This window comes from Marinobacter sp. KM021 (assembly GCF_050707965.1).
Taxonomy (GTDB): domain Bacteria; phylum Pseudomonadota; class Gammaproteobacteria; order Pseudomonadales; family Oleiphilaceae; genus Marinobacter; species Marinobacter shengliensis.
Genome location: NZ_CP136129.1, coordinates 3161169 through 3185676, shown reverse-complemented (window position 1 = coordinate 3185676; position 24508 = coordinate 3161169). Strand labels below are relative to the sequence as shown.

Here is a 24508-nt window from a genome sequence, read left to right as displayed (position 1 = left end):
TACTAATGAATACCATGAATCCGACAATCACGAGTGAGGCGGACATGCCGGCAGACACTATTATCCCGGTAAAAGACGAGCGGCCAGCGGAAACCGTCATTGAAGAAGGTACGACCGTTGGGGTTCCTCTGTCTGATGATCCCAAGTTCAAGCTGCGTAATGTAGAAGTGTTCTATGGTCAGGATCGGGCCATAAAGAACGTCAGCCTGGACATTGGCCGTAACGAAGTCATTGCCTTTATCGGGCCTTCCGGCTGCGGCAAATCGACCTTTCTGCGGTGCCTGAACCGGATGAACGACAGCATTGATATCTGCCGGGTCAAAGGTCAGTTGATGATCGACGAGCATGATATCTACGACCCGAAGCGGGACGTCGTTGAGCTGAGAGCCCGGGTGGGCATGGTGTTCCAGAAGCCGAACCCGTTCCCCAAGTCGATCTACGACAACGTGGCCTACGGCCCACGAATTCATGGCCTTGCCAACCGTAAATCCGATCTTGATGAGATTGTTGAAAACAGCCTGCGCAAAGCCGGTCTTTGGGATGAGGTGAAAGATCGCCTGGATGCTACGGCCACCGGTATGTCCGGCGGCCAGCAGCAGCGCCTGTGCATCGCCCGTGCCATTGCTGTTAGTCCGGAAGTGATCCTGATGGACGAGCCATGCTCGGCCCTGGACCCGATCGCCACCGCAAAAGTGGAGGAGCTGATTGCCGAGATGTCGGAGAGTTACACCATCGTGATTGTGACCCACTCCATGCAGCAGGCAGCCCGGGTTTCTAACCGTACAGCCTATTTCCATCTGGGCCACCTGGTGGAGGTGAATGAGACTGACAAGGTATTCACCTCGCCGGAGCACCAGCTGACCGAATCCTACATTACTGGCCGCTTTGGTTAAGGGCACCGGGGAACACTGGAGATATCAGATATGCCGAATAAAAAGGACGATGTATACGGGGATCACATTTCCCACAAGTTCAATGACGAGCTGACCGAACTGAAAACCCAGTTTCTGAACATGGGTGGTCTGGTTGAAAGCCAGGTTGAGCGCGCAGTTCAGGCGCTGGTAGACGGTGATGGTCACCAGGCCGAAGACGTCCGTGCGGGAGACAAGAAGGTTGACCGGATGGAAGTGGATCTGGATGAGGAGGCCACGCTGATCATCGCCCGCCGCCAGCCCACGGCTCGGGATTTACGGTTGGTGATTGCGGTGATCAAGATGGTGGCGGACCTTGAGCGGGTTGGCGATGAGGCCAAGAAGATCGCCAAGATGGCCATCAAGCTGTCCGAGGAAGGTCAGGCGCCCCGTGGATATGTTGAAATTCGCCACATTACCACTCATGTGCTGAGCATGCTGCACGATGCGCTGGATGCGTTTGCGCGTCTGGATTCGGAGCAGGCGCTGCGGGTGATGAAGGAAGACAAGCGGGTAGATGAGGAGTATCAGGCAGCGGCTCGTACGTTGCTGACGTTCATGATGGAAGATACTCGCAACATTTCACGCTGTATGTCGGTGATGTGGGTTCTGCGGGCATTGGAGAGGGTGGGTGATCACGCCTGTAACATTGCCGAGAACGTTATCTTCATGGTCAAAGGCGAAGATGTTCGCCATACGCCTGTGGAAGAAGCCGAGAAGGTAGTTGGCCGTTAACGTTAAAATCCCGTTCCCGTTGTCGTGGGGGCGGGCTTTGGAGGAGGGCTGGCATGCGGGTTGGCTTTACGGGACACGCTCAAGCCGTCCGTGGGCGCTTAGCTTTCGCCATCCCTGGCGAAAGATAGTCCCGTAAAGCCAACCCGCACACCAGCCAGCCGAACCAAGGCATGGGTTTCCCTAGCCTGAGACTCGATGCTTTGGAAGGCTTGGCACCAGGCCTGGTGCAGCCGGGCCGGTAGTGCTGTTCGGGAGTATCTTTGGCCATGGATGGCCAAAGCTAAGCGCGCATGGATGCCTTGAGCGTCTCCCGAACAGCACTACCGGCTCGGATGCCTACTCCTAAGCCGCGTGCCGGAGAAAGAAGGTAGAGAATCAGGCCTGCTTCATCTTGTCAGTATAAGGCGGCCAGCCCAGCGGTTTGCCGGCAAGAACGTGCAGGTGGATATGGAACACTGTCTGCCCCGAATTTTCGCCGCAGTTCATGACAACCCGATAGCCATCGTCGGCAAACCCCTTCTCTTTGGCAATCTTCGCTGCCACCACATACAGATGCCCCACCAGTTCCCGATCATCCTCGGTGATGTCGTTGATCGTGGCAATGGCCTTCTTCGGTATAACCAGGAAATGCACCGGCGCCTGAGGATTGATGTCACTGAACGCCAGGGCGAGGTCATCCTCGTAGAGAATATCGGCGGGGATTTCCCGGTTGATGATCTTGGTGAAAATCGTCTCTGACATGGTGACTCCTTTTCGATTGTCTTTGGGATTATTGTTCGGTGTTAAAGCTGGTTCAGACCCGGAATCCGGGAAGTGATCTGCCTGACCACGGCCGGCAGCTCTTCATCCAGGCCCATGGCGTAGCGGGCTACACCGTTGCGGGCGAAGGGCAAAGCGCGGGCAGCGCCCAGGCCCAGGTTGCGAGCCAGGTGTACCGGCGGGATGGCGTTGCTGAACAGATGGTAGAACAGGTCCATGGCCAGCATCATGCGGCGGTTGGCGGGCCGGCGTTTCTGTTCGTATAGCGCCAGCCAGTGCTGGCTGGCCAGGTCATCGCTGCTGCGGCGAGCTTCTTTCAGCAGGCCCTGCAGGCATTGGGCGTCCTGAAAGCCGAGATTTACCCCCTGGCCGGCCAGGGGGTTGATGGTGTGGGCGGAGTCGCCGGCCAGCACCACGCGGTTCTGGAAATAGTGCCTGGCGTGCTGGCGGGCGATGGGGAAACTGGCTTTGGCGTCGATGTGGGTCAGCGGCGGCAGGCGTGCCGGGAAGGCCTTGCGGATTTCCGTCATCAGGGTGCTGTTGTCCATGGCTTTGAGTTCGGCCAGCCTTGCCGGGCTGTCGTACCACACCAGTGATCCCCAGGTTTCGCCGGGGTATTGCTCACCTGCACTGTGTAACGGCAGGAAGGCTCTGGGGCCGCTGGGGTAAAAGCCCTGCCAGGTAATGTCCTCGGGCTGGCCCAGGTAGCGGACTGAAATCACCATGGCTTGTTGTTCGTACTGGTCACGGGTCACGCCAATGCCAGCCAGTTGCCGTACTCTGGACATGGCGCCGTCGGCCCCGACAATCAATTGGGCGCTCAGTTCTGTACCATCATCCAGGGTTATCGTTCCACGCTCGGCATTCTGTGTCAGTGCCTTGAGCCCCTGGCCGGTAATCAGCGTGACGTCGGGTTCGTCCTGTAAGGTTTGCCACAGGGCGTTCTGGGTGATGCTGTTTTCGACGATATGGCCCAGATGGCCTGCGCCGAGATCGGCCGCACTGAATTCCACTTCGGTCAACGAGCCGGGCAGCAGGCGGCTGAGCGGGTGCGGGGTCTCGTCCCACACGGCCAGGCGGCGATAGGGTGTGGCGCGCATGGCCTGAATGCGAGGCCAGGCGCCCAGGCTTTGCAGATAGCGCTCGCTGCCGGCACTGAGCGCTGATACCCGGATATCGGGGCTGGCATCCGCGTCAAAGTCCGAGGGCTCGGCCTTATCAATCAGGCCGACCTTGATGCCCTGCTGGCCAAGGCCATTGGCAAGGGCGGCGCCAACCATGCCGGCGCCAACGATGATGATGTCAAATGCTTGGTTCATATCCGGTTCCTGTCTGATGGCATCAGTTTACGCGATGCCACGGGCCAGACAAGCGACCGGGATCAATCCGGCGGGTTTCAGTACCCCGCGAGTCTGGAGACGGCCTTCTCCTCAGTGGTTTCCGGCCGTTGACGGCCTTTCGTCAGCCAGGCCGGTTTCTGGGCGCCTGGCCGGGTGAAGCCTTGGTTGATCACCATGGGGTGAACCAGTTGCAGGAAGTCTGCGGTTTTCATGTGAATGGATTCGGTGTGGGTGCCGGCGGCGAAGGCCAGTTCCGGCTGCTCCGTCAGCACTTCGGCGCAATAGACCGTCATGCCGAACAGGTTGCCGAACGGTGGCATGGCGCCCACCTCGCACTCGGGAAACCGGTCCTGGAATTCCTGTTCGTCAGCAAGATCCACGAAATCGGTGTCCAGCACCCGGGAGAGCCGATCCCAGCGCACCCGCCAGGTAGCGGGCATCACCAGCATGGCCATTTTGCCATCGAGTTCGATGATGACGGTTTTGACAACCCGGTCGCCGGCGATCTTGACGTGGTGAGCCAGCTGCTGGGCCGTGAAGGCAGGGGGATGGGAGAGGCACATGTATTCCACACCTGCCTCGTCCAGGAACTCTGTTAACTGCTTCACCGGCATAGTCACAACCTCCTGACAGCATGGTCGGTGTTGTGGAGCCATCCGCCTTCCCGGGCTTGGCCCCGATGGCAAGAGGGGCTGGTGCCCCTTCTTACCGTCAGCTTAGCCCAGGTTGAGCTGTTTGCGAGTATCCATCTGTATTTGTGTGTAACCGTTCGCGTCATTCGGCTTTGTACATGTGTACATCGCGCTGAGGGAACGGAATGGTAATGCCCTCTGCGTCAAAGGCCTTTTTCACTTTCTCCTGCATGTCCCAGTAGTATGGCCAGAGGTCGTCAGTGGCAACCCAGGCACGGAACATGAGGTCAACAGAGCTGTCACCGAGGGCACCAACACAAATTCGCGGTGCCGGGTCTTTGAGTGAACGCTCATCTTCGTCAAACAGGCGTTGAAGAATGGCTTTGGCCTTGTCGATGTCGTCGTCATAGTGAATGCCGAAGGTCATGTCGCAACGGCGTTTGTCGTAGATGCTCACGTTAACCAGTGTTGCGTTGGACAGGCTGCCGTTGGGGATCACAATTCGACGGTTATCGAAGGTGTTTACCACGGTGTAAAGAATCTGGATTTCGGCGACCGCACCGAGGTAACCCTGGGCCTCAATGGTGTCGCCCACCTTGAAGGGCTTGAAGATCAAAATCAGGACACCACCAGCAAAGTTTGCGAGACTGCCTTGCAGCGCCAAGCCAATAGCCAGACCGGCGGCACCGATAACCGCGATGAACGACGTGGTGGCAATGCCGATCATGGAGGCGACCGAAATCAGCAGCATGATCTTGAGCACGGCGCTAATCAAACCGCACAGGAATTTGTTCAGGGTGGGGTCTTTTTGCCCCAGTTTCTTGTCAAGAACCGAAACAAAACGGTTGATCAGCCACATACCCACGATCAGGGTAATAATGGCCAGCAACACTTTGGGGGCATAGGCCATGGTCAGGGCAACTGCCTGGTCCATCCATTGGGTGGCCTGCCCGTCGGCACTGAAGAGGTCTTCCATAGGGGAGCTCCTTGTTCGTTAGTGTTTTCTGGGGTGTAACTGCCTGGACAATCGATTGCCGCAAGAGAATCTGACTTTACGCAGTATAGAGCACAAATGGATTAAACCTGCATTGCGCAGAGATGTTGTAAACGCTTTATTTCAGGAACTTGTGGTGGTTTCTGGCGTAGTCGCGAATGGTTTCCGGATTACCGCGCACAAGAATTCGCCCCTGTTTCTGGCTGAGCTGGTAGTCGTACATCGGGTCGTAATAGTCGTTGAGCAGGCTTTCAATCCAGGCATGGTGGCCGTCCAGGGCGCCGGTCGCCTGTTGCTGGTCGAGCGCCTGGGTCATCAAGTCTCGGAGCTGCTGGTAGCGTTCACCACCCAGGCGCCGGCGTATCCGGTCCAGGGCGCTGAGCAGGTAATCCCGGAAGTTGAGCCAGCCGGCCTCTTCACCGTCTCTTGAAAGGTAGTCCTGTAGCATGGCCTCGACATAGTCGGTACGTATAATCGCAACCCGTTCTTCCATGGGCTGTTCAAGGATCATCAGCGGCGATTCCGCCATTCGCGCCCGCAGGGATTCAGGCAGGGCGCAGCGGCCGATCAGTCGGCTTTCATCTTCCAGGTAGATCGAGCCACCGGTCAGGTGATGCGCCTTCAGCATGGCAACCGCCAAACGGTTCTCGAAGTCTATCTGGGAAGGTTGCGGCGTAACCTGTCGGCCAAAACTGGAGCCTCTGTGATTAGCCAGTCCCTCAAGGTCGACCGGATTGGGCAGGTCAAGCAGGACGCGGGTTTTGCCAGTGCCGGTGCGGCCGCTGAGAATCCGGTAATCACCGTTGGCAATCAGTTGGTCCAGGCTGTCGATCAGAAAGCGCCGAAGCGCCTTGTAGCCACCGTTCACCAAGGGGTAGTCAATGCCTGCGTCTTTGATCCATTGCTGCGTAAGCCGTGAGCGTAGCCCGCCACGAAAGCAGAAAAGGTATCCCTCGGGGTGCCTGGCGATGAAACGGTTCCAGGCTTCTATACGCTGCGCCTTGATGTCGCCAGAGACCAGTTGATGGCCCAGTTTAATGGCTTCGTCCTGACCTTTCTCCTTGTAGCAGATACCCACCCGGTGCCGTTCTTCATCGTTCATCAGCGGTGCATTTTCAGCACAGGGAAAACTGCCTTTGGCAAACTCCACCGGTGCCCGCACATCCATTAACGGGATGTCGTTCAGGAACAGGTTGAGGTAGTCATCGGTGTCGGGTCTGCTGGCCATTTCCACGAATCGCTGTTACTCAGAGTGAGGCGGCAGTATACCGGACTGTTGATATCCCGGCCAAAGGGTACAATGCCGCCTTGGAAACGGCCTGAAAGGACCAGTGATGAATCCGGAAACACTCAATCTGCACCTGCGCAAAACCCTTAGTCGCGGCCGGGTGGCCCAATCGGCGCCGGCCGGCTGCCCGGAGATACCGCTCTACCTGTTTGACCCGTCTGTGCTTGAGGGGCCACTAAGTCATGACGAGGCCCAGGCGGTCGTGGCGGAGCCGGCCTATTGGTCGTTTTGCTGGGCCAGTGGCCAGGTGTTGGCCCAGTGGATTCTGGACCACCCGACGTTGGTGGCGGGTAAGACGGTTCTGGATTTCGGCTCCGGATCGGGTGTGGTCGCGGTAGCGGCAGCCCGGGCGGGGGCCGCGCGGGCCATTGCCTGCGATATCGATCCGGTAGCGCTGGATGCTGCTGCAGCCAACGCTGAGTTGAACGGCGTGCGGGTGGAGCTGTGTGCGGACTGGGCGCAGCGGCCCGGGCACGTGGACCTGATCACCGCGGCTGATGTGCTGTACGACCCGGAAAACCGGCCGCTGCTGGAGGCCTTTCGCGCTTCCGCTGACCAGGTGTTGCTGGCAGACTCCAGAGTCAGGAACCTGGCCAATCCGGCCTATGAACAGCAGGCGGTGATCGAGGCTAGAACCTGGCCGGATCTGAACGAATTCGAGGAGTTCAACAAGGTGCGCATTTATCTTGCGCAGGGCAGTCTGTAGCTGAGAGCAGTGAGGCATGGCAGAAAAAATAAAGGGCAACCCTCGGGCTGCCCTTCGCAGGTACTGAACCGCCATCCTGAGCAGTTCAGATTTGGAACAGGTTGGCGCCTCCGTGCGCGGTGGGCAACTGCCTTGTTGCCAGTCCTTGCGTCCGTTCCATGGTGCCGGCGTCCGAGCCAGCCATCCAATTCGTTATCCCTTAAGCGAGGCGTCCCTGTGTCCTTGCCTCTCCCCACAATCCATGCAGGGGTGCGTCCAGTGCGTCGTCCTTTTCCCTGTCATCCTTGACGTTGAACATCATACCAATCCCACCTTTACAGACGTGTGAACTGTGCACGATTTGTTGAACACGAAACTGCGGTCATCAATATTTTTTGTTAAAAATCATTAAGATATATTGAATTCCTGGGTGAGCGCTCGCGTCTGCGCACGCTACGCGGCTACATGTTCTTACATGCTTGTAGGAAATGTCTCACACAGAGTCGGGCGAATTTCTCAAATCCACTTCACCGGCATTGCGGATGCCCGGCCAGGGCAGCATGCCGATCGCGATGCCCAGGGCATCCGCCAGAACATCGGCCATGGAAAAATCCCGATAGGGGAGGTTGGCCTGGACCGCTTCGAGCGCCAGGCCGAAGCCCAGCAGGGCAGGGGCGTACCAGAATGCACTCAGGCGAGGCCAGGCCAGCCGGGTGACAATGGTCAATTCGATAAACGCAATAATGTGGTTGACCTTGTCGTTGGCGGCTGCAGGGATGGGGTAGCTGGAGCTGGTTGTGGCCAGGTACAGGATGGCGGCCACCGAGATCAGCAAGACTGCCTGCCAGAGCCGGCGCATGCGCAGAAGGGTAGAGACGGTTTGCTGAAATGGGAGCATCAAGTCATCCGGGTGTGGTTGCAGGCTGTGGGAACGATCCTGACATGATATGCTTTGCGCCCCGTTTTTGTCATGGCAGCGGAGGATCATCAGCGATGCTCAAGGGTAACTTTTTCAGAGGACTGGGTTATCTGGGTGAAGGTTTCAGGCTGATCCGCCTGCCGGGCCTGCGCCTGTTTGTCATCATTCCCCTTGTGATCAACATCCTCCTGTTTGGTTTGATGTTCTATTTCATGGCGGAGCTGTTTTCGGTCTTGATCGCCGGGGCCATGGCCTGGCTGCCGGATTGGGCCTGGTTGCAGGCACTGGACTGGCTGTTCTGGTTACTTTACGGCGTGGTGATTCTGCTGATGCTGGCCTACGGTTTTGTGATTGTTGCCAATCTTATCGGCTCGCCGTTCTACGGTTATCTGGCCGAACTTACCGAAAAGCATCTGACCGGCCAGGAAGTCAATCCGGACGAAGGCTGGGCGGCGCTGCTGAAGGATACCCCACGAATTCTCTGGCGCGAGGTCCAAAAGATCGCCTATTACCTTCCCCGCGCCCTGGGCCTGTTCATCATAGGCCTGATTCCGGTCGTCAACCTGGTGGCGGCCTTACTCTGGTTCCTGTTCAACAGCTGGATGATGGCGTTGCAGTACGTGGATTATCCGGCGGACAACCATAAAGTCAGTTTTGCCCGTCTGCGCCGGGATCTTGCGGCCCAGCGGCTGTCAGCACTGGGTTTCGGCTTGCCGGTGGCCCTGGCGGCCATGGTGCCGGTGCTTAACCTGGTGGTGGTGCCGGCCGCGGTGTGCGGAGCAACCGCCTACTGGGTACGGGAAAATACATCGAATCAACAGTAACTTACTTGCGGAGGTTTCTTGGAAACATCGGAATTTGTCATCGGTCAGCGTTGGGTCAGCCACAGCGATACCGCTTTGGGTTTGGGTATCGTTACCGACATCTCGGGGCGCAGAGTCACCCTGGGGTTTCCGGCGGCCGATGAAGAGCGCACCTATGCCATCGATAATGCGCCTTTGTCGCGTATTGTCTATCAGCTGGGTGAGGAGATAGAGACCTACGACGGCGAGCGCTACATTGTTCGCGCCGTTGAGGATCTCCACGGTGTTCTGATGTACCACGCCGATGACGGCGAGAATCTTCAGCAGATCTCCGAGGTAAAGCTGGCCGGTTCGGTCAATTTTTCGGCACCGCACCAGCGCCTGTTCGCCGGTCAGTTTGACCGTAACGGTGCCTTCCGGTTACGGGTCTCCACGCTCCAGCATCTCGATCGGCTCAGAGCTTCGCCGGCTCAGGGGTTGATTGGCGCCCGTACCCAGCATTTGCCGCACCAGCTATACATTGCCCACGAAGTGGCGCGCCGCCATGCCCCCAGAGTGTTACTGGCCGATGAGGTGGGTTTGGGCAAAACCATTGAGGCTGGCCTGATTCTGCACTATCAGCTGCACACCGGCCGGGCCCGAAGGGCACTGATTGTGGTGCCGGATTCACTGATTCACCAGTGGCTGGTGGAGATGCTGCGCCGCTTCAATCTGCGCTTCTCGATAGTGGACCAGAGCCGCTACGACGACATCAAAGCCCAGGAAGACGATGTAGACGCCCTGGTAAACCACATCTTCGGTGACGACGACAGCGTCAACCCGTTCGAGGCGGACCAGCTGGTGTTGTGCAGTCTCGATTTTCTGGTGCAGAGCGAACAGGCCCGTGACCATGCCCTGGCGGCGGGTTGGGACCTGATGGTGGTGGACGAAGCCCACCACCTGGCCTGGTCGCCGGAACAGGCCAGCCCGGAATATCAGCTGGTTGAAAGCCTGTCTGAGGCCAGCAAAGGCCTGTTGCTGCTGACCGCTACGCCGGAACAGGTGGGTGTGGCCAGTCATTTCGCCCGTTTGCGCTTGCTGGACCCGGCACGGTTCCACTCCCTGGGCGCGTTCCGGGAGGAAGAACAGCAGTATGAGGCCATTAACAAAGTGGTGCGCCGGTTGCTTGAAACCCCGGACCATATTGACCCGGAAGATAAAGCGGCCCTTGCCGGCTGGCTGGGTGATGAGCTGGAGGAGCTTCTGGCCCGGGATGGCGCCCACCAGGCGGTGATTGATGCGTTGCTGGACCGCCATGGCACCGGCCGGGTGCTGTTCCGCAACACCCGGGCAGCGATTCAGGGCTTCCCGGAGCGCCAGCCGCTGCCGGAACCCCTGCCGTGTCCCGCTCTGTATGACGATTGCCGGTACGGCGATGTGGGCCTGGCCCCGGAGCAAAACGTGCCGGAAGAGCAATGGCTGGCGGAAGATCCCCGGGTAGCCTGGCTGGAGAAAAAACTGGCCAGCCTGCGCCCGGCCAAAGTGGTGGTGATCTGCGCCCGGGCTGATACGGCCATGGCGCTTGAGCATTACCTGCAGTTGCGGGCCGGCATTCGCAGTGCCGCCTTCCATGAGCACCTGAGCCTGCTGGAACGGGATCGTGCTGCCGCCTATTTTGCCGACAGCGAGCAGGGCGCCCAGGCGCTGATCTGTTCGGAAATCGGCAGTGAGGGCCGTAACTTCCAGTTTGCCCACCACCTGGTGCTGTTTGATTTGCCCGCCAACGCGGACCTGCTGGAACAGCGGATTGGCCGGCTGGACCGCATCGGCCAGACCGAGGCCATCCGGATTCACATACCCTACCTGCAGGGCACCAGCCAGGAAGTACAGTACCGCTGGTTCCAGGAAGGGCTGAACGCCTTTGCCGAGAGTTGTGCCGTCGGTGTGGCGGTTCACGACCAGGTGGGTGACGAGTGGCAGAAGGCCCTGGACGGCGATGACGCCGCCCTTGAACCCATGCTGGCAAGCAGTGCAGAGGAAACTGCGCGGCTGAAAACCCTGCTGCACAACGGCCGGGATGCCCTGATTGAGCTCAACTCCTGCCGCCGGGATGAAGCCGAAGCCTTGATTGCCAGTATCGAGCAGGAGGAAAGCTCGGCCCAGGTCCGTGATTACATGGTGCAGGCGTTCGATATTCTGGGTGTGGATATTGAAGACCACAGTGAGCATGCCGATGTGCTCAAGCCTGGCGAACAATACCAGGCGGGCCATGTTGCCGAGCTGCCGGAGGACGGTCTGACCGTCACCTGGGAGCGTGAACAGGCCCTGCAGCGGGAAGATATGGCGTTCATGAGCTGGGAGCACCCGATGGTGACCGGCGTGATGGATTCTGTCACCAGCTCGGGCCTGGGCAAAGCGGCGCTGGCCAATCTGTCCGTGAAGGCACTGCCGCCCGGCACCCTGCTGCTGGAGGCCCTGTTTGCCGTACACTGCCCGGCGCCGGAGTCCCTGCAGTTGACCCGCTATCTGCCGGTTTCGCCGCTGCGCCTGGTGGTGGATGTGAATGGCCGGGACCTGTCCAACGCGTTACCTCATGATCGCCTGAATGAGCTGTGCTCCAACATTCGCCGGCGCACGGCACAGGCCATCGTGCCAAAGATCCGGGCCGAGGTGGAAACCATGGTGGACCACGTTGAGCGACTGGCAGAGCCGCACCTGGCGCAGCTGCAGGCGCAAGCCCTGGCGCAGGTTGAGGCGGGCTTTGTTCCCGAGGTGCGCCGGCTGGAAGCATTACAGCGGGTAAACCCGGCCATTCGCAGTGAAGAAATCGATTATCTGCGCGGCCAGCTGGATGCTGCCCGGGAAGCGGTGGGCCACGCCAGTCTTGCGCTGGAAGGTATTCGGGTGATTGTTACCTCCTGAAGTGGACTAACTGGCTGAGTTGCGGGCGTTATCTGGCAACATGGCATCTGATAGAGTAAGTTGAACGTAACGAAGTGTTATAAGGCTTTGGTTATTGTCCAAAGACTCCAATCCACGGAAGACAGAGAGAACCTGTGATGACGTTGATACTGTTTCTGATCGCACTGGGCGGCCTGCTGTTTGTATTGCGCCGCGAATCCGGTGCAAAGCCTGCTATTGGTGTTATGGCGGTGGTGGGTGTGATCGCCCTTTTCTCGGGCTCTGGCTGGCTCGCACTGGTGTTATTTGTCGGTGCGGCCATTACCGCGATGGCGGGGCTGCCGCAGTTCCGGATCAACTGGCTTACCCCGCGGGTGTTTGCCATGTTCAAGAAGGTGGCGCCCAAGGTCTCGGAAACAGAAAAGGTGGCGCTGGAAGCCGGCACCGTCGGCTGGGACGGCGAGCTGTTTACCGGCCGCCCGGACTGGCACAACCTGCTGATCAACCGTCATACAGGGTTGAGCGACGAAGAGCAGGCATTCGTTGATAATCAATGTACCCAGGCGATCTCCATGTGCAATGCCTGGGATCTGGCGGTGGAGCGGGCTGATCTGCCGAAAGAGTTGTGGGACTTCCTCAAGAAAGAGAAGTTCTTCGGCATGATCATTCCGAAAGAATACGGTGGCCTGGAGTTTTCGGCGAAAGCCCAAACCGCCGTGCTGCAGAAGCTGGCGGCCAACGAAATGCTGATGGTGACCGTAGGTGTTCCCAATTCCCTCGGCCCCGGCGAGTTGCTGGTCAAATACGGCACCGAAGAACAGAAAAACTACTATTTGCCACGCCTTGCCGATGGCCGTGAAGTGCCTTGCTTTGGCCTCACCGGCCCGCGGGCAGGCTCGGATGCAACGTCGCTGCCGGATACCGGCATCGTCTGCAAACAGAAAGTGGATGGCAAGGAAGTGCTGGGCATCCGCCTGAACTTCGAGAAACGCTGGATTACCCTGGCGCCGGTGGCCACCGTGGTGGGTCTGGCGTTCCGAATGTTTGACCCGGACGGTCTGCTGGGTGACACCAAAGACTATGGCATTACCTGTGCGCTGATTCCCCGGGACACCGACGGCATGGAAATCGGTCGTCGCCACTGCCCCATTGGTACTCCGTTCATGAACGGACCGATCAAGGGCAAAGACGTGTTTATCCCGCTGGATTACATCATCGGTGGCCAGGAAATGGCCGGCCAGGGCTGGCGTATGCTGGTTGAGTGTCTGTCTGTCGGCCGTTGTATCACCCTGCCGTCTGGTGCGGCTGGTGCGGCCGCGTACTCCGTGGGCACGGCTGGCGGTTTCACCCGCATTCGCCGTCAGTTCAATACGCCGGTGGCGGATATGGAAGGTGTGCAGGCGCCCCTGGCCCGTATTGCCGCAAAAACCTACATTGCCCAGTCGGCGGTGAACCACACCGCCAACATGATCGACCGGGGCGAGAAACCGGCGGTGCCGTCGGCGATCCTCAAGTACCACCTGACCGAGTTCCAGCGTGAAATTCTGACCGACGCCATGGATGTTCACGGTGGTAAAACGGTTACCCTCGGCCCCCGTAACTATCTGGGGATTGGTTTCAGTGGTGCGGCGGTGTCGATCACCGTTGAGGGTGCCAACATCATGACTCGCAGCCTGATGATCTTCGGCCAGGGTGCGATCCGTTGCCATCCTTACGTTCTGAAAGAGCTTGCCGCAAAGGATAACGACGACATCAAGGCCTTTGATGAGGCATTCTTTGGTCATGCCGGCCTGATTTTCGGCAACGCCGCCCGTGCGTTCACCCAGGCCCTGGGCGTCGGCAAGGCCGATGTGCCGTTTGACAGCGCTTCGCGCAAGTATGCCCAGGCCCTGGCACGGTTCAGCTCCGCCTTCGGGCTGTGTGCCGATGCCGCCATGACCACCCTGGGTGGTGAGCTGAAAATGCGTGAGTTGATCTCCGCCCGTCTCGGCGACATGCTGTCCAATCTCTACCTGGCATCCATGGTGCTGAAAAACTGGCATGAGACCCAGCCAGTGGAAGGCGAGAAAGAACTGATGCAGTACAGCCTGGCATTTTTGCTACACCGTACTGAACAGGCCCTGGATGAGTTCCTGCAAAACCTGCCGAATCGTCCTGTGGCCTTGGCTCTGCGGGCGGTAACCTTGCCGCTGGGATGTCGTTGGGACGCGCCTCATGATGATCTGGCGCGCAAGCTGGCGCGGGCGATCTCTACCGATACGCCCATCCGCAACAAGCTGATGGCGGGTGCCTGGACCACCGATGGGGAAGGTACCGTGGAAAATCCGGTAGCCCGCTACAACGGTCTGCTCAAGGATTACGACAAGGCCGAGCAGCTGTACCGCAAAGCCACCAAGGCCTATGCCAAGGGTGAGCTGCCGATGACGGCATTGCACCCGGAAGAGCGCTTTGAAGCGGCTCTGGAAGCGGGCATCTACACCAAGGAAGAAGCAGATTTCATGCGTCAGTATGAACAGGTGGTGCTGGAGATGCTCACCGTGGATGACTTCCCGTTTGATGAGTTTGCCCGCAACAAGGACACCCTGATTGACCACAACCCGGCCTGACGGAGCGGGATGAGATGTGGCTCTCAGTGGTTGCAGTCAGCGTTGGCGCCGTGATCGGCGCCAACCTTCGATGGGTGCTCGGCTTATGGCTGAATGCCAGTTACCACGCGGTACCTTGGGGCACTCTGGTGGCCAATCTCAGTGGCGGCTGGCTGGTTGGCCTGTTGATTGGTTTTTTTACCCAGAGTAACGCTCTGGCGCCGGAATGGCGTTTGTTTGCCATCACCGGGTTGTGTGGTGCGCTGACCACCTTCTCGACCTTCTCGCTGGAAATGTTCGGTGCACTGCAGGAAGGCAAGTGGGCCATGGCACTCACCGGCATTGTCGCCCATGTGGTGGGGTCTATTCTTATGACTGCCCTGGGCTTTTATACCTTCAGTCTGATCAAGGGCTGAACAGTACGTAGGCGCCGCCGGAACTGGGTATGACTACCTACATAAATTATTGAAAAGCCCCTTGGCAAGCCGGGAATTCCAGAGTAGAGTGGTTCGCGTAGGAAAGATTAGCCAAGCAGTTCATGAATAAGACGTACCTCCGCAGTTAGTAGTGACCGTCCTGTTTTTGATCCCGCGAGTTCAGTTTTTCCGTCAAACGCTGACCAACACCACGAAGGTGTGTGGCAGCAGATAATATGATTGATTTCAGGAAGTTTAAGTATGTCTACTACTACCGGTACTGTTAAGTTCTTCAACGAAGCAAAAGGCTTTGGCTTTATCACTCGTGAAGGCGGCCCGGACGTATTTGTTCACTACAGCGCCATTCAGGGCTCTGGTTTCAAGACCCTGGCCGAAGGCCAGCAGGTCGAGTTCACCGTAACTCAGGGCCAGAAAGGTCCTCAGGCGGAGAACGTTGTTGCTCTGTAATCCCCACGGGATTCAGCAATAACCAAGAAAAAGGCAGCCTCGGCTGCCTTTTTTGTTGGCATTTCGGGCCGTTAACCCGGCCCGACTGGGTCAGCGAGTGAAAATCTCACTGTAGAATTGCATGGTGCCGTTCCAGGACCGGGCAGCGGCCGTTTCATCGTAAGCGATGGGCATCCCGAACTGTTCGGCAACCTTGTCTGCGCCAGGGTTGGTGAAAGAGTGGGTAACCCCGGGGAAACTCACCAGCGTCAGGTCCACTTCCGCGTTCTGCATCTCCCGAACCAATCCTGCCACCTGCTCTGAAGGCACCATCGGGTCGGCGCCACCGGTGTAAACCTGCACTTTAGCTTTTACCTTGCCGGCCTCTGCCTGAATCGGGCTGGCCAGTGCCCCGTGGTAGCTGACCACCCCCGCCAGATCAACGCCAAGCCGAGCCATGTTCAATACCACGGCACCACCGAAACAGTAACCTTGGGCGGCAATACGGCCGGCATCCACGCTTTCGTGGTTCTGCAGCAGCTCTTTGGCCTTCATGAAACGGGCTTTCACCTGATCCATGTCTTTAGTGGCTTCTTGCATGAACTCCTGGGCGGTATCCGGGTGCTCAGCCAGCTTGCCGTCACCGTACATGTCCAGGGCAAAGGCTGTGTAGCCTGCTGCGGCCAGCTTTTCTGCCTGCTCACGGGCGAAGGCATTATGGCCCCACCATTCATGAACCACCAGAACGCCGGGCCGTTTGCCCTCGTCCTCATCATCCCAGGCCATGTAGCCGCTAAAGGTCTGGCCATCCACTTCATAGGTGACCGTTTCGGTGCGAAGTTCCGCGTTGGCACTGGCGCTGGCAATAGCCAGGGCGAGCGCAGTGAGGTATGTTGTTTTTCTGATTCCAGACATGTGGGTCATCTCCTTGTGTGATTTCGGATTCCTTGTCATACGAGTGTTCAGACACACCCGATGAATACTGCTTTACAGAACCAAATGATCTGAGAGCACCGGATTCGCGAACAAAATGGCATCAGGTGCCGCTTTCAACCTGACCGTTCTTGACTATAGTTAAGAACAGGAACGGTGATAAGTCTGAACTCGTTCAGGCACCGTATCCACCCATACCAATAACATCAATAACGAGGGGGTGGTCTATGCTCCTGTCACACGCGTTTGGTCTGTTTACCCACCCGGACCAAGAGTGGGCATCCATAAAGAAAGAACACGAACATCCAACCCGGCTGTATGTTGCCTATGTGGTTATTCTGGCAGCCATCGCGCCGATCTGTGCTTACATCTCAACCGCGCATTTTGGCTGGTCCGTCGGCAACGAGCGATTGATCAAGCTAACGGAAATCAGTGCGTTGCAGCTGAGCGTCCTGACATACATTGCGATGCTGGTGGGCGTCTTTGCCCTGGGCTACGCCATTAACTGGATGGCAAAAACCTACGGTGCCAAAGAGGAACACGTACCTTCTAACGGTATTGCCCTTGCGGCTTATTCCTGCACTCCGCTGTTCCTGGCTGGCTTTGCGCTGTTGTACCCGGTGCCATGGTTCAACGCGGCCGTATTTCTGGCGGCAGCCTGTTACGGTGCCTGGCTGATGTATGACGGCCTGCCCATCGTGATGGGGATCGAGAAAGAGCGTGCGGTCATGTACGGCGGGGCCCTGCTGACCGTTGCCTTGGTGATTCTCGTTTCTACTCGTGTTGGCTCAGTCATTCTCTGGAACTTCGGTGTCGGCCCGGTGTTTGTCAGCGGGTAGCCACAACCTGCCAATCATCAGCTATCAAAGGGGAGCCTCGGCTCCCTTTTTTTGTGACCTGGTGCCTGCCTTTCCCCAGTTGTCGGCATTTGCCACAGGGATGTCGCAATCCGGCAACGCGGTTTTCATCTGAGCAGTCTAGCGTTTGATCTGTGGTCGCAAGTCGTGCGGCTGCCAACAACAGGACAAGCTCAGAATGAATAATAAGGGGAACAGAATGGCACGGTTAACACGCAGGGATTTTCTGAAAGCCTCGGCCTTGGGGATGGGGGCAGTAGCTGTCTCAACCGGATTGGCGGGTTGTGTGTTCGACAGCAGCGATAAGCGCAGTGTTGAATTTACCCATGGTGTCGCCAGTGGCGACCCGTTGCAGGATAGCGTCATACTCTGGACGCGTGCGGTGCCGGATCGGGGTACCTCGGTAGACGTGGGCTGGGAAATTGCCCGGGATGCCGAGTTTGATGAGATCGTACACTCCGGCACTGCCGAGGCCAGCGCGGAGCATGATTACACGGTGAAGGTGGATGCCCGGGGCTTATCCGATGGCGAGCGCTACTTCTACCGTTTCCGCTCCGCCAACAGCACATCGCCTGTTGGTACTACCCGAACCCTCCCTGAGGGCAGCATTGATCAAGTGAAGCTGGCTGTTGTCTCGTGCTCCAACTATCCGGCGGGCTATTTCAATGTGTATCGGGAGATTGCCACCCGACAGGATCTGGATGCCCTTGTTCATTTGGGAGACTATATCTACGAATACAGCAGTGAGGCCGACAGCTACGCAGCAGCTGATGCCGAGGCCTTGGGGCGCACCTTCCCGGAGGCCAATAATCGGGAGTTGATTACGCTGCAGGATTACCGCCAACGCTACGGCATTTATCGCAAGGACGATGACCTTCAGGAACTGCACCGCGTTATGCCGTTCATCGTGGTATGGGATGACCATGAGGTCACCAACGACACCTGGCGCGAGGGTGCAGAGAATCACAATCCGGAGCTCGGCGAAGGTGATTTCGGGGAACGCAAAATGGCGGCCTTGCGGGCCTTCTTTGAGTGGATGCCGATCCGCCCGGTGATTCAGGGCAGTAACGAAACCATCTATCGGAGTTTCCGGTTTGGCGACCTGGTTGATCTGCATATGCTGGATACCCGCATTATTGGCCGTGACCAGCAGCTGGATTACATGAACTACCTCGGGGAGAGTGGCCTGGATGTGGATGCTTTCCGGTTGGCCGTGGGAGATCCGAACCGCACCCTTTTGGGCGCCGAACAGCTTTTGTGGTTGCAGTCGGCACTTGCGCAGGGGACAGGTACCTGGCAAGTCCTTGGCCAGCAGGTGCTGATGGGGCGCATGAACCTGCCCGCCGAGCTGCTGATGGCCATTGCGACACAGAATCTGGAAAACCTGCCGGCATCACTGGCCGAACTGGCAACGCTGAAAGCCCGGGCGCTGCAGGGTGATCCCACGCTTACCGAGCAGGAACTGGCACGGCTTGAACTGGCAGCACCCTATAACCTGGATGCCTGGGACGGCTACCAGTACGAACGGGAAGTGGTTCTCGCCACCGCCCGGCAGCTGGACAGGAACCTGGTGGTGCTGGCCGGTGATACCCACAACGCGTGGGCCAACAACCTCCGGGATATTGAAGGGCGACAGATTGGCGTGGAGTTCGCCACGGCCTCGGTGACCTCGCCTGGGCTTGAGGGGTATCTGGGGCTGCCGGCAGAGATGATTCCGCAAGCTGAGCAGGGCATCGCGTTACTGGTTGATGATCTGGAGAGCCTCAATATCAGCCAAAGAGGCTATATGTTGGTGACGTTTACCCCGACCGAGGCGCGTTCAGAGTGGCATTTTCTGGATACCGTGAAAAGCCGGAGCTATGAGAGCCTCAGTCAGGCCACGATTTCTCTGCGCACATTGCCTGGTTCCGAGGGGCGCCGCCTGGAGCAATCTGCAGGGTGATATCACGATGGGCCCGGGCATTGCCCGGGTCAGTTCAATCACGGTTGTCGCTCGTGCCCGTGGAAAGGCGGGCGATAATCCACTTCTCCAGCTCTACCACCAAGAGCAGAAAAACCCCGAACGTCAGGCTCAGTAACAGGTTCGTTGCACCGGGCCCCGTGGTGCCAAACAGCAACTGTAAGGGCGGCGCATAGGCAAAGGCGGCTTGCAAAATCACCAGAATGCCAATGGCGATCCAGATAGGAGGACTGCCAAACAGGCCGCGCCAGTTGAGCACCGAGGAATACAGGTGGCGCACATTGAACAGGTAGAAAATCTGCCCGGCTACAAGCGTCATGATGGCTGCCGTACGGGCCAGTTCAAGGTCCGCTCCCAGGCCGGTGAGCCAGTAGAAATGACCGAAAGTGCCTGCCCACAGCAATAGCCCGACAAACGGTATGCGCCATAGAAACCCACCGGACATCAGGGCCTGGCGAGAACTGCGGGGAGGGCGCGCCATGGTGCCGGGTTCGGTGGGTTCAAAGGCCAGAGCCATGGCCAGCGTGACAGCCGTCACCATATTGACCCAGAGTACCTGAACCGGAGTCAGTGGTAATGGCATCGCAAGCAGGACCGCCATGAAAATGGTCAGTCCCTGGCCCGCGTTGGTCGGCAACAGGTAAAGAATGGCTTTGCGAATATTGTCGTAAACCGTTCTGCCTTGTTCCACGGCGCGGGCGATGGTGGCGAAGTTGTCATCGGCAAGCACCATCTCGGAGGCCTCTTTGGCAGCTTCGGTGCCTTTCTTGCCCATAGCTACACCGACATCGGCCTGTTTCAGCGCTGGTGCGTCGTTTACGCCATCACCGGTCATGGCCACGACATCTTCATGGGCCTGGAGCGCACGGACCAGCCGCAGTTTGTGCTCCGGACTGGTGCGGGCAAAAATGGTTACCCGGGAAACGGCTTCGACCAGTTCTTGCTCCGATAGGGCCTCAAGCTGCTGCCCCGTCATTGCCGGTTCCTCCCCGGCGATTCCGAGTTGGCGGCCGATAGCCTGCGCGGTGCCACTGTGGTCGCCGGTGATCATCACGACCCGGATTCCCGCTGCCTGACACTGTGACACCGCCTCAATGGCTTCCTGCCTTGGGGGATCCATGATGCCGTACAAGCCCAGCAGTACAAGGTCAGACTCGACTTCGTGCCATTCCAGATGAGTCAGGTCACCTGGCACTTTTCGGCAGGCCACCGCCAGAACTCGCTGGCCTTCATCGGCGATAGCCTGCATCCGATCATGCCAGTAATCGTTGTCCAGTGGCTCCGGTTCAGTGGTGCCCATCTGTGTGGAGCACCTTTCCAGAACTCGTTCGGGTGCGCCTTTTAGAAAGATCCAGTTTCCCGTTCCATGTTCGTCGTCCCTGTTCAGGGTGGCCATGAACTTATGCTCTGAGGCAAACGGTATGCGATCCAGTTGGTGCCAACGATGGTTCAGGTTGTCAGGGTTCAGCCCCGCCTTGCGCGCGACTGCCACCAGAGCGCCTTCTGTCGGCTCTCCATTGAGTATCCAATCGCCGGCCTTTTCTGCAATTTCGGCATCATTACAAAGAAGTCCTGCCCGTAACATCTGGATCACGGCCGGGTCGTCGTTTGGATCGAACGGCTTGCCGGATTCCTCAAACTCCCCGACGGGTTCGTAACCGACACCGCTGACGGTCAGGCTCCGGTGAGCCATTTCTACCGTCTCGACTTTCATCTCATTGCGGGTCAGAGTGCCGGTTTTGTCCGAGCAGATTGTGGTTACGGCACCTAGGGTTTCGACCGCAGGCAATCGTCGGATGATCGCGTTTCGGCGCGCCATTTCCTGTACGCCAATGGCAAGCGTGATGGTGAGGATAGCTGGCATCCCCTCTGGAATGGCCGCTACGGCCAGGCTGGCCGCCGCAAGGAACATCTCTGCGAGTTCGGTTTGGCGAACCCAGTAGCCGATAGCAAACGTCAGGGCTGATACCATCACGATCACAGCACTCAACCATCGTCCGAAGATGGCGACCTGGCGCAGCAAGGGTGTTGTGACAGCTTCTACCGACTCCATCAGCTCACTTATGCGGCCAATCTCTGTTTGCTGGCCGGTGCCCACCACAACGCCGTAGCCATTGCCGAAGGTGACCAGTGTGCTGGAGTAAGCCATATTCGCCCGATCCCCGAGGGGCAGTTTTTCCTCCAGTTCAGCCTCCTCTTTATCTGACGCTTCGGATTCACCGGTCAGGGCTGCTTCTTCGATTCTCAGGTCGGCACTTTCGATCAGGCGAATGTCCGCCGGTACACGATCGCCGGCCTTGAGTCTGACAATGTCGCCAGGCACAAGCATTTCGGCGGCAACTTCCTGGCGCTTGCCATCACGAATGACCTGGGCGGTCGGTGATAACATGTTACGAATGGCGCCGAGGGCGCGCTCGGCTTTGCCTTCCTGGAAGAAACCGACCAGGGCATTGATCAGAACGACACCGAGAATGACACCGGTATCCACCCAGTGCCCAAGCAAAGCTGTGCCGAGCGCAGCCAGAACCAGGATGTAGATCAGAATGTTGTGAAACTGACGCAAGAAGCGAATGAGTGGGCCAGGGCCATCGACCGCAGGCAGCCGGTTATAGCCATAACTGGCAAGGCGTTGGCTGGCCTCGGACTCCGCAAGGCCGCGATGATCGGTTTCAAGGGCGATCAGGGCCTCTTCAGACCCGATGCTATGCCAGGGACGATTCAAGTCAGTGGTGTGGCCTGGTGCTCCTGCCGATGATGGCTGAGTCGGAACTTCGCTCATGTGGGGTCCCTCCGGGTGCTCAGGGCAAGCCCCGGGTTATCACCGAAGGATCTCCGCGACCTTCCACGGCTGCCAGCTCTGCGCTGGACAGCCACTCCCCCGGTGGTTTGTCCATGACGTCGGCACAGGCCGCCAGGGTGTGGCCCCAGGAACACTGGTTGGCGAACAGCATGCCGGCTTCGTTCAGGGTGCCGCCGCGGTTGATGTATCCCAATACCCGTGAATGGGCGGGCTGGGGGAACAGAGTGTGCAGGTGTCCCCGGAATACTTCCGGGCGCATGTGGGTGAGTGCCACTCGCCGCTGCATCCGGTGCGGGAACAGCCGTTCCCGCTCGAACTCGGTCAGGCAGGCTGCCGCTTCGAGGGGATCCCGGGGCTGGCGGAACCGGCCCGGTTCCTGCAGGTAGACCAGACGGAACGGCGTTCCGGTTTCCCGCAAACGTTCGCAGGCGCGAATGGCCTCTGATAGTTGATAGGCACCATTGGCAATCAGCAGCAGGGGCTCCTCACCGGCGGAGGTGTCTTCGTCGACTACCAGGGCGCCGTGCCTGGCCAGGCGTTCAGCCTCGTTGGCATTGAACACACAGGGCCGGTCGCGCTTCGGGATAACCATGCAGCTGATTCTTCCGCGTTCGGTGAAAACCGACGGCAGAACCGCGAGGGTGCTGTTGTAGTCGGCAGGGAAAAGCACCCGGGATACATCGCTCATTTCACCCAGCATGGCCTCGCAGAACGTGGTGTCCTGATGGGACTGCTCGTTCTTGCCGTTTTCCCAGGTGTGGGAGGTGGCTATGATCGGGAAGCCAAGCCAGCGGGCGGGCCTGCCCACCTCTTTCTGGTGCCTGGCAAAGATCAGCTCCTGTCGCACCGCACCGAGCATTTTTACGCAGAAGGCCTCATAACTGGCGACCAGATTCAGGCCTGCCTTGTTCCCCAGGCAGGCGGAGACCACCGCCTCTTCGTTGAGGGCAGTGATGATATGGCCGTGAATGGATTCGTCATCGCTTTCCGGATCGTTTACCCGATGCCTGAGGTCCTTGAGAACACCCGTCAGCCGGTTACTTGCCAGTTCATCCGGATTGCCTACTCTGGGCCGAAGATCCGGATTGCTCTTGGTCAGTGCCCGGAAGAAGGCGTCTACTGCCGTCATCGGTGATGACTTGTCCTGACTGTAAGGCAATACCGGAACCTGGGGTTCGCGTGGGTTGCGCAGTGCCAGGGGGTGATCCCGCTCAAGGGGGCGCTGTTGCTGGCGGTGCTCATTAAGTGCTGCGACGGCCCATTCAAGTTCTTCCGGTGACACCCACAGAGGCTGGATGTGCTCGTTGAACAGGTCCCGGGCCCGCGTGTCCAGCCGTGGGTTGCCCGGCAGGGGCAGGTTGTGGGCGGAATTCTGGCCGGCACCGTAGAACCCGAAACCCTTGGTGGTTTCGGCGATACCGTAGGGAATACGGACAGGGTAGCTGGCTTCACCCCGGCTGGCGGCGTCGCCGTGGGCGGCCAGTGTCCGCTCCATATCAAATAAAGTGCAGACGAACGCCGCCGGATCTTTGCCATCGAAACGTACTGGCTCAAATCCGTGTGCCTCAAGCAGTTCGGTGAAGCGCTCCAGCCCTTCCCGGGTGCCCAGTTCGGTGCGCTGTTCGATTCTCCGGCCGTTGGCAATCATGATCGGCAGAACCTGCCCGCAATCGTCTGCCCGCCACCAGCGCGGAATCCAGTCGCTGCCTCTCTGTTCCTCGGCGGCGCCGTCCGAGAGGAAGGTCACCAGCGATTCGCCCGGCAGCGGCATGTGGGCGTACTGTAGTTCGGCAAAGCCCAGATAGCCGCCCTCCAGGATGCCCCCGGCGGTATGCGGATTGACGTGGCTGCCAAGGGGGGAGGCCATGGCACCGTCGGGTTTCTGGCGGTAGCTGTAGAAGTCAGCGGCAAGCCGCGACAAACCTTCAGGTGCCAGGTAGCGCGCCCGCTGTTCCGGATGCAGGTTGCCCGTCAACACGTTGAGGGCGTCGACGGCGGCAACGCAATGGCCCTGGCCCATCAGCCAGCTCCGGGTTTGCCCGGTCAGGTTGTTCAAGGCCAGATAAGCGGCGTAGGCAGGCACCATATTGAGGGCGCCACCGGTATGGCCTTCAGGTGATGCTTTGAAATCCTGGGCAGCCAGGGGCGCCCCGGAAATGTCCACTCGGTTGCAGTAGGTCATGTGCACCACCAGCCAGAGCCCTGCGCTGGTTAGCCGGTCGAGGTACGCCAGTTTCTGGTAGACGGTATCGGTATCGGGCTGGAGGCCATCCGCCACCAGTTTTCGGGCCAGGGCCTGAACCCTGGCTTCGGTGTCTTCCGAGTGGCGGATAACACCATAGCCCTGCTGCCAGCGTTGGTAGGCTGCACTGTTGTCTGCAGCAGTCGGCGATGGAGCTTGTACGTTGGGCGATGGCATGGTGCGGCCTCCATGGCTTTTGAGCTTGAGAGTGTGAAAGAAGTGTAAAACGCCCGGCCCGGAGAGCCCTTGATTCAGGTCAGTCGTAATTGCATCTTTTCGGAAGCGTCACAAAGCCACGAGCGATGGGTTGGGTTATCGGTAG

Annotated in this window: 19 protein-coding genes; 10 read left to right on the top strand and 9 right to left on the bottom strand. The window is 58.7% G+C overall.

Annotated elements, in window-relative coordinates:
- Positions 1-5: 5 nt before the first annotated feature.
- Together pstB and phoU are read left to right on the top strand one after the other, a co-directional pair.
- Complete coding sequence (gene pstB / locus RVM24_RS15000) at positions 6-893, top strand: phosphate ABC transporter ATP-binding protein PstB (RefSeq protein ID WP_374787246.1); 888 nt, start codon at positions 6-8, stop codon at positions 891-893.
- 30 nt (positions 894-923) lie between these two features.
- Entirely contained in the window at positions 924-1646 is a 723-nt protein-coding gene (gene phoU / locus RVM24_RS14995) for a phosphate signaling complex protein PhoU (RefSeq protein WP_072676097.1), read from the top strand.
- A gap of 375 nt (positions 1647-2021) precedes the next feature.
- On the opposite strand, the gene RVM24_RS14990 is transcribed toward phoU, so the two are convergent.
- The 5 genes from RVM24_RS14990 to mnmH form a co-directional block, all read right to left on the bottom strand.
- The gene (locus tag RVM24_RS14990; RefSeq protein ID WP_061330868.1) at positions 2022-2387 is read right to left on the bottom strand and encodes a histidine triad nucleotide-binding protein; all 366 of its coding nucleotides are present in this window, start codon (positions 2385-2387) and stop codon (positions 2022-2024) included.
- A gap of 41 nt (positions 2388-2428) precedes the next feature.
- The gene (locus RVM24_RS14985) at positions 2429-3724 is read right to left on the bottom strand and encodes an FAD-dependent monooxygenase (RefSeq protein ID WP_431474292.1); all 1296 of its coding nucleotides are present in this window, start codon (positions 3722-3724) and stop codon (positions 2429-2431) included.
- A gap of 77 nt (positions 3725-3801) precedes the next feature.
- Positions 3802-4359 carry an aminoacyl-tRNA deacylase gene (locus RVM24_RS14980; protein ID WP_431474291.1) on the bottom strand — a complete coding sequence of 186 codons (558 nt, stop codon included), beginning with the start codon at positions 4357-4359 and terminating at the stop codon, positions 3802-3804.
- Positions 4360-4519: 160 nt separating this feature from the next.
- Positions 4520-5353, bottom strand: coding sequence for a mechanosensitive ion channel family protein (locus RVM24_RS14975; protein WP_431474290.1), 834 nt, complete (start codon positions 5351-5353; stop codon positions 4520-4522).
- Positions 5354-5489: 136 nt separating this feature from the next.
- A complete protein-coding gene (mnmH, locus tag RVM24_RS14970; protein ID WP_431474289.1) occupies positions 5490-6599 on the bottom strand; it encodes a tRNA 2-selenouridine(34) synthase MnmH in 1110 nt (369 codons plus the stop codon).
- A 106-nt stretch (positions 6600-6705) separates the two neighbouring features.
- Here mnmH and RVM24_RS14965 point away from each other — a divergent pair, with 106 nt between their 5' ends.
- On the top strand, positions 6706-7365 hold the full coding sequence (locus RVM24_RS14965; protein ID WP_319635745.1) for a 50S ribosomal protein L11 methyltransferase: 660 nt from the start codon (positions 6706-6708) through the stop codon (positions 7363-7365).
- A gap of 472 nt (positions 7366-7837) precedes the next feature.
- Here RVM24_RS14965 and RVM24_RS14960 read toward each other — a convergent pair whose 3' ends face one another.
- Positions 7838-8242: a VanZ family protein gene (locus RVM24_RS14960; protein WP_152439286.1), complete on the bottom strand. Its 405-nt coding sequence runs from the start codon at positions 8240-8242 to the stop codon at positions 7838-7840.
- Positions 8243-8337: 95 nt separating this feature from the next.
- On the opposite strand from RVM24_RS14960, the gene cysZ reads away from it, so the two are divergent.
- From cysZ to RVM24_RS14935, 5 genes are all read left to right on the top strand, one after another.
- Complete coding sequence (gene cysZ, locus RVM24_RS14955) at positions 8338-9087, top strand: sulfate transporter CysZ (protein WP_106694004.1); 750 nt, start codon at positions 8338-8340, stop codon at positions 9085-9087.
- An 18-nt stretch (positions 9088-9105) separates the two neighbouring features.
- Positions 9106-11967 carry an RNA polymerase-associated protein RapA gene (gene rapA, locus RVM24_RS14950; protein WP_431474288.1) on the top strand — a complete coding sequence of 954 codons (2862 nt, stop codon included), beginning with the start codon at positions 9106-9108 and terminating at the stop codon, positions 11965-11967.
- A gap of 137 nt (positions 11968-12104) precedes the next feature.
- A complete protein-coding gene (locus RVM24_RS14945; RefSeq protein WP_197463800.1) occupies positions 12105-14552 on the top strand; it encodes an acyl-CoA dehydrogenase in 2448 nt (815 codons plus the stop codon).
- A 14-nt stretch (positions 14553-14566) separates the two neighbouring features.
- Positions 14567-14947, top strand: a complete 381-nt coding sequence (crcB, locus tag RVM24_RS14940) for a fluoride efflux transporter CrcB (protein WP_431474287.1) — start codon at positions 14567-14569, stop codon at positions 14945-14947.
- Between the two features lie 261 nt (positions 14948-15208).
- Positions 15209-15415: a cold-shock protein gene (locus RVM24_RS14935; RefSeq protein WP_008172950.1), complete on the top strand. Its 207-nt coding sequence runs from the start codon at positions 15209-15211 to the stop codon at positions 15413-15415.
- A gap of 90 nt (positions 15416-15505) precedes the next feature.
- On the opposite strand, the gene RVM24_RS14930 is transcribed toward RVM24_RS14935, so the two are convergent.
- The gene (locus RVM24_RS14930; protein ID WP_431474286.1) at positions 15506-16309 is read right to left on the bottom strand and encodes a dienelactone hydrolase family protein; all 804 of its coding nucleotides are present in this window, start codon (positions 16307-16309) and stop codon (positions 15506-15508) included.
- A gap of 245 nt (positions 16310-16554) precedes the next feature.
- On the opposite strand from RVM24_RS14930, the gene RVM24_RS14925 reads away from it, so the two are divergent.
- Both RVM24_RS14925 and RVM24_RS14920 read left to right on the top strand, forming a co-directional pair.
- Positions 16555-17166, top strand: a complete 612-nt coding sequence (locus RVM24_RS14925; protein WP_072676108.1) for a Yip1 family protein — start codon at positions 16555-16557, stop codon at positions 17164-17166.
- Between the two features lie 217 nt (positions 17167-17383).
- Positions 17384-19126: an alkaline phosphatase D family protein gene (locus tag RVM24_RS14920; protein ID WP_431474285.1), complete on the top strand. Its 1743-nt coding sequence runs from the start codon at positions 17384-17386 to the stop codon at positions 19124-19126.
- A gap of 34 nt (positions 19127-19160) precedes the next feature.
- On the opposite strand, the gene RVM24_RS14915 is transcribed toward RVM24_RS14920, so the two are convergent.
- Both RVM24_RS14915 and RVM24_RS14910 read right to left on the bottom strand, forming a co-directional pair.
- A complete protein-coding gene (locus tag RVM24_RS14915; RefSeq protein ID WP_431474284.1) occupies positions 19161-21923 on the bottom strand; it encodes a cation-transporting P-type ATPase in 2763 nt (920 codons plus the stop codon).
- A gap of 19 nt (positions 21924-21942) precedes the next feature.
- Positions 21943-24363: a xylulose 5-phosphate 3-epimerase gene (locus RVM24_RS14910; protein WP_431474283.1), complete on the bottom strand. Its 2421-nt coding sequence runs from the start codon at positions 24361-24363 to the stop codon at positions 21943-21945.
- Positions 24364-24508: the final 145 nt, after the last annotated feature.

What these genes read in the sequence shown, in the direction of transcription:
- pstB (WP_374787246.1), top strand. Translation starts at nt 6, where the DNA reads ATGAATACCATGAATCCGACAATCACGAGTGAGGCGGACATGCCGGCA.
- phoU (WP_072676097.1), top strand. Translation starts at nt 924, where the DNA reads ATGCCGAATAAAAAGGACGATGTATACGGGGATCACATTTCCCACAAG.
- RVM24_RS14990 (WP_061330868.1), bottom strand. Translation starts at nt 2,387, where the DNA reads ATGTCAGAGACGATTTTCACCAAGATCATCAACCGGGAAATCCCCGCC.
- RVM24_RS14985 (WP_431474292.1), bottom strand. Translation starts at nt 3,724, where the DNA reads ATGAACCAAGCATTTGACATCATCATCGTTGGCGCCGGCATGGTTGGC.
- RVM24_RS14980 (WP_431474291.1), bottom strand. Translation starts at nt 4,359, where the DNA reads ATGCCGGTGAAGCAGTTAACAGAGTTCCTGGACGAGGCAGGTGTGGAA.
- RVM24_RS14975 (WP_431474290.1), bottom strand. Translation starts at nt 5,353, where the DNA reads ATGGAAGACCTCTTCAGTGCCGACGGGCAGGCCACCCAATGGATGGAC.
- mnmH (WP_431474289.1), bottom strand. Translation starts at nt 6,599, where the DNA reads ATGGCCAGCAGACCCGACACCGATGACTACCTCAACCTGTTCCTGAAC.
- RVM24_RS14965 (WP_319635745.1), top strand. Translation starts at nt 6,706, where the DNA reads ATGAATCCGGAAACACTCAATCTGCACCTGCGCAAAACCCTTAGTCGC.
- RVM24_RS14960 (WP_152439286.1), bottom strand. Translation starts at nt 8,242, where the DNA reads ATGCTCCCATTTCAGCAAACCGTCTCTACCCTTCTGCGCATGCGCCGG.
- cysZ (WP_106694004.1), top strand. Translation starts at nt 8,338, where the DNA reads ATGCTCAAGGGTAACTTTTTCAGAGGACTGGGTTATCTGGGTGAAGGT.
- RVM24_RS14945 (WP_197463800.1), top strand. Translation starts at nt 12,105, where the DNA reads ATGACGTTGATACTGTTTCTGATCGCACTGGGCGGCCTGCTGTTTGTA.
- crcB (WP_431474287.1), top strand. Translation starts at nt 14,567, where the DNA reads ATGTGGCTCTCAGTGGTTGCAGTCAGCGTTGGCGCCGTGATCGGCGCC.
- RVM24_RS14935 (WP_008172950.1), top strand. Translation starts at nt 15,209, where the DNA reads ATGTCTACTACTACCGGTACTGTTAAGTTCTTCAACGAAGCAAAAGGC.
- RVM24_RS14930 (WP_431474286.1), bottom strand. Translation starts at nt 16,309, where the DNA reads ATGTCTGGAATCAGAAAAACAACATACCTCACTGCGCTCGCCCTGGCT.
- RVM24_RS14925 (WP_072676108.1), top strand. Translation starts at nt 16,555, where the DNA reads ATGCTCCTGTCACACGCGTTTGGTCTGTTTACCCACCCGGACCAAGAG.
- RVM24_RS14920 (WP_431474285.1), top strand. Translation starts at nt 17,384, where the DNA reads ATGGCACGGTTAACACGCAGGGATTTTCTGAAAGCCTCGGCCTTGGGG.
- RVM24_RS14915 (WP_431474284.1), bottom strand. Translation starts at nt 21,923, where the DNA reads ATGAGCGAAGTTCCGACTCAGCCATCATCGGCAGGAGCACCAGGCCAC.
- RVM24_RS14910 (WP_431474283.1), bottom strand. Translation starts at nt 24,363, where the DNA reads ATGCCATCGCCCAACGTACAAGCTCCATCGCCGACTGCTGCAGACAAC.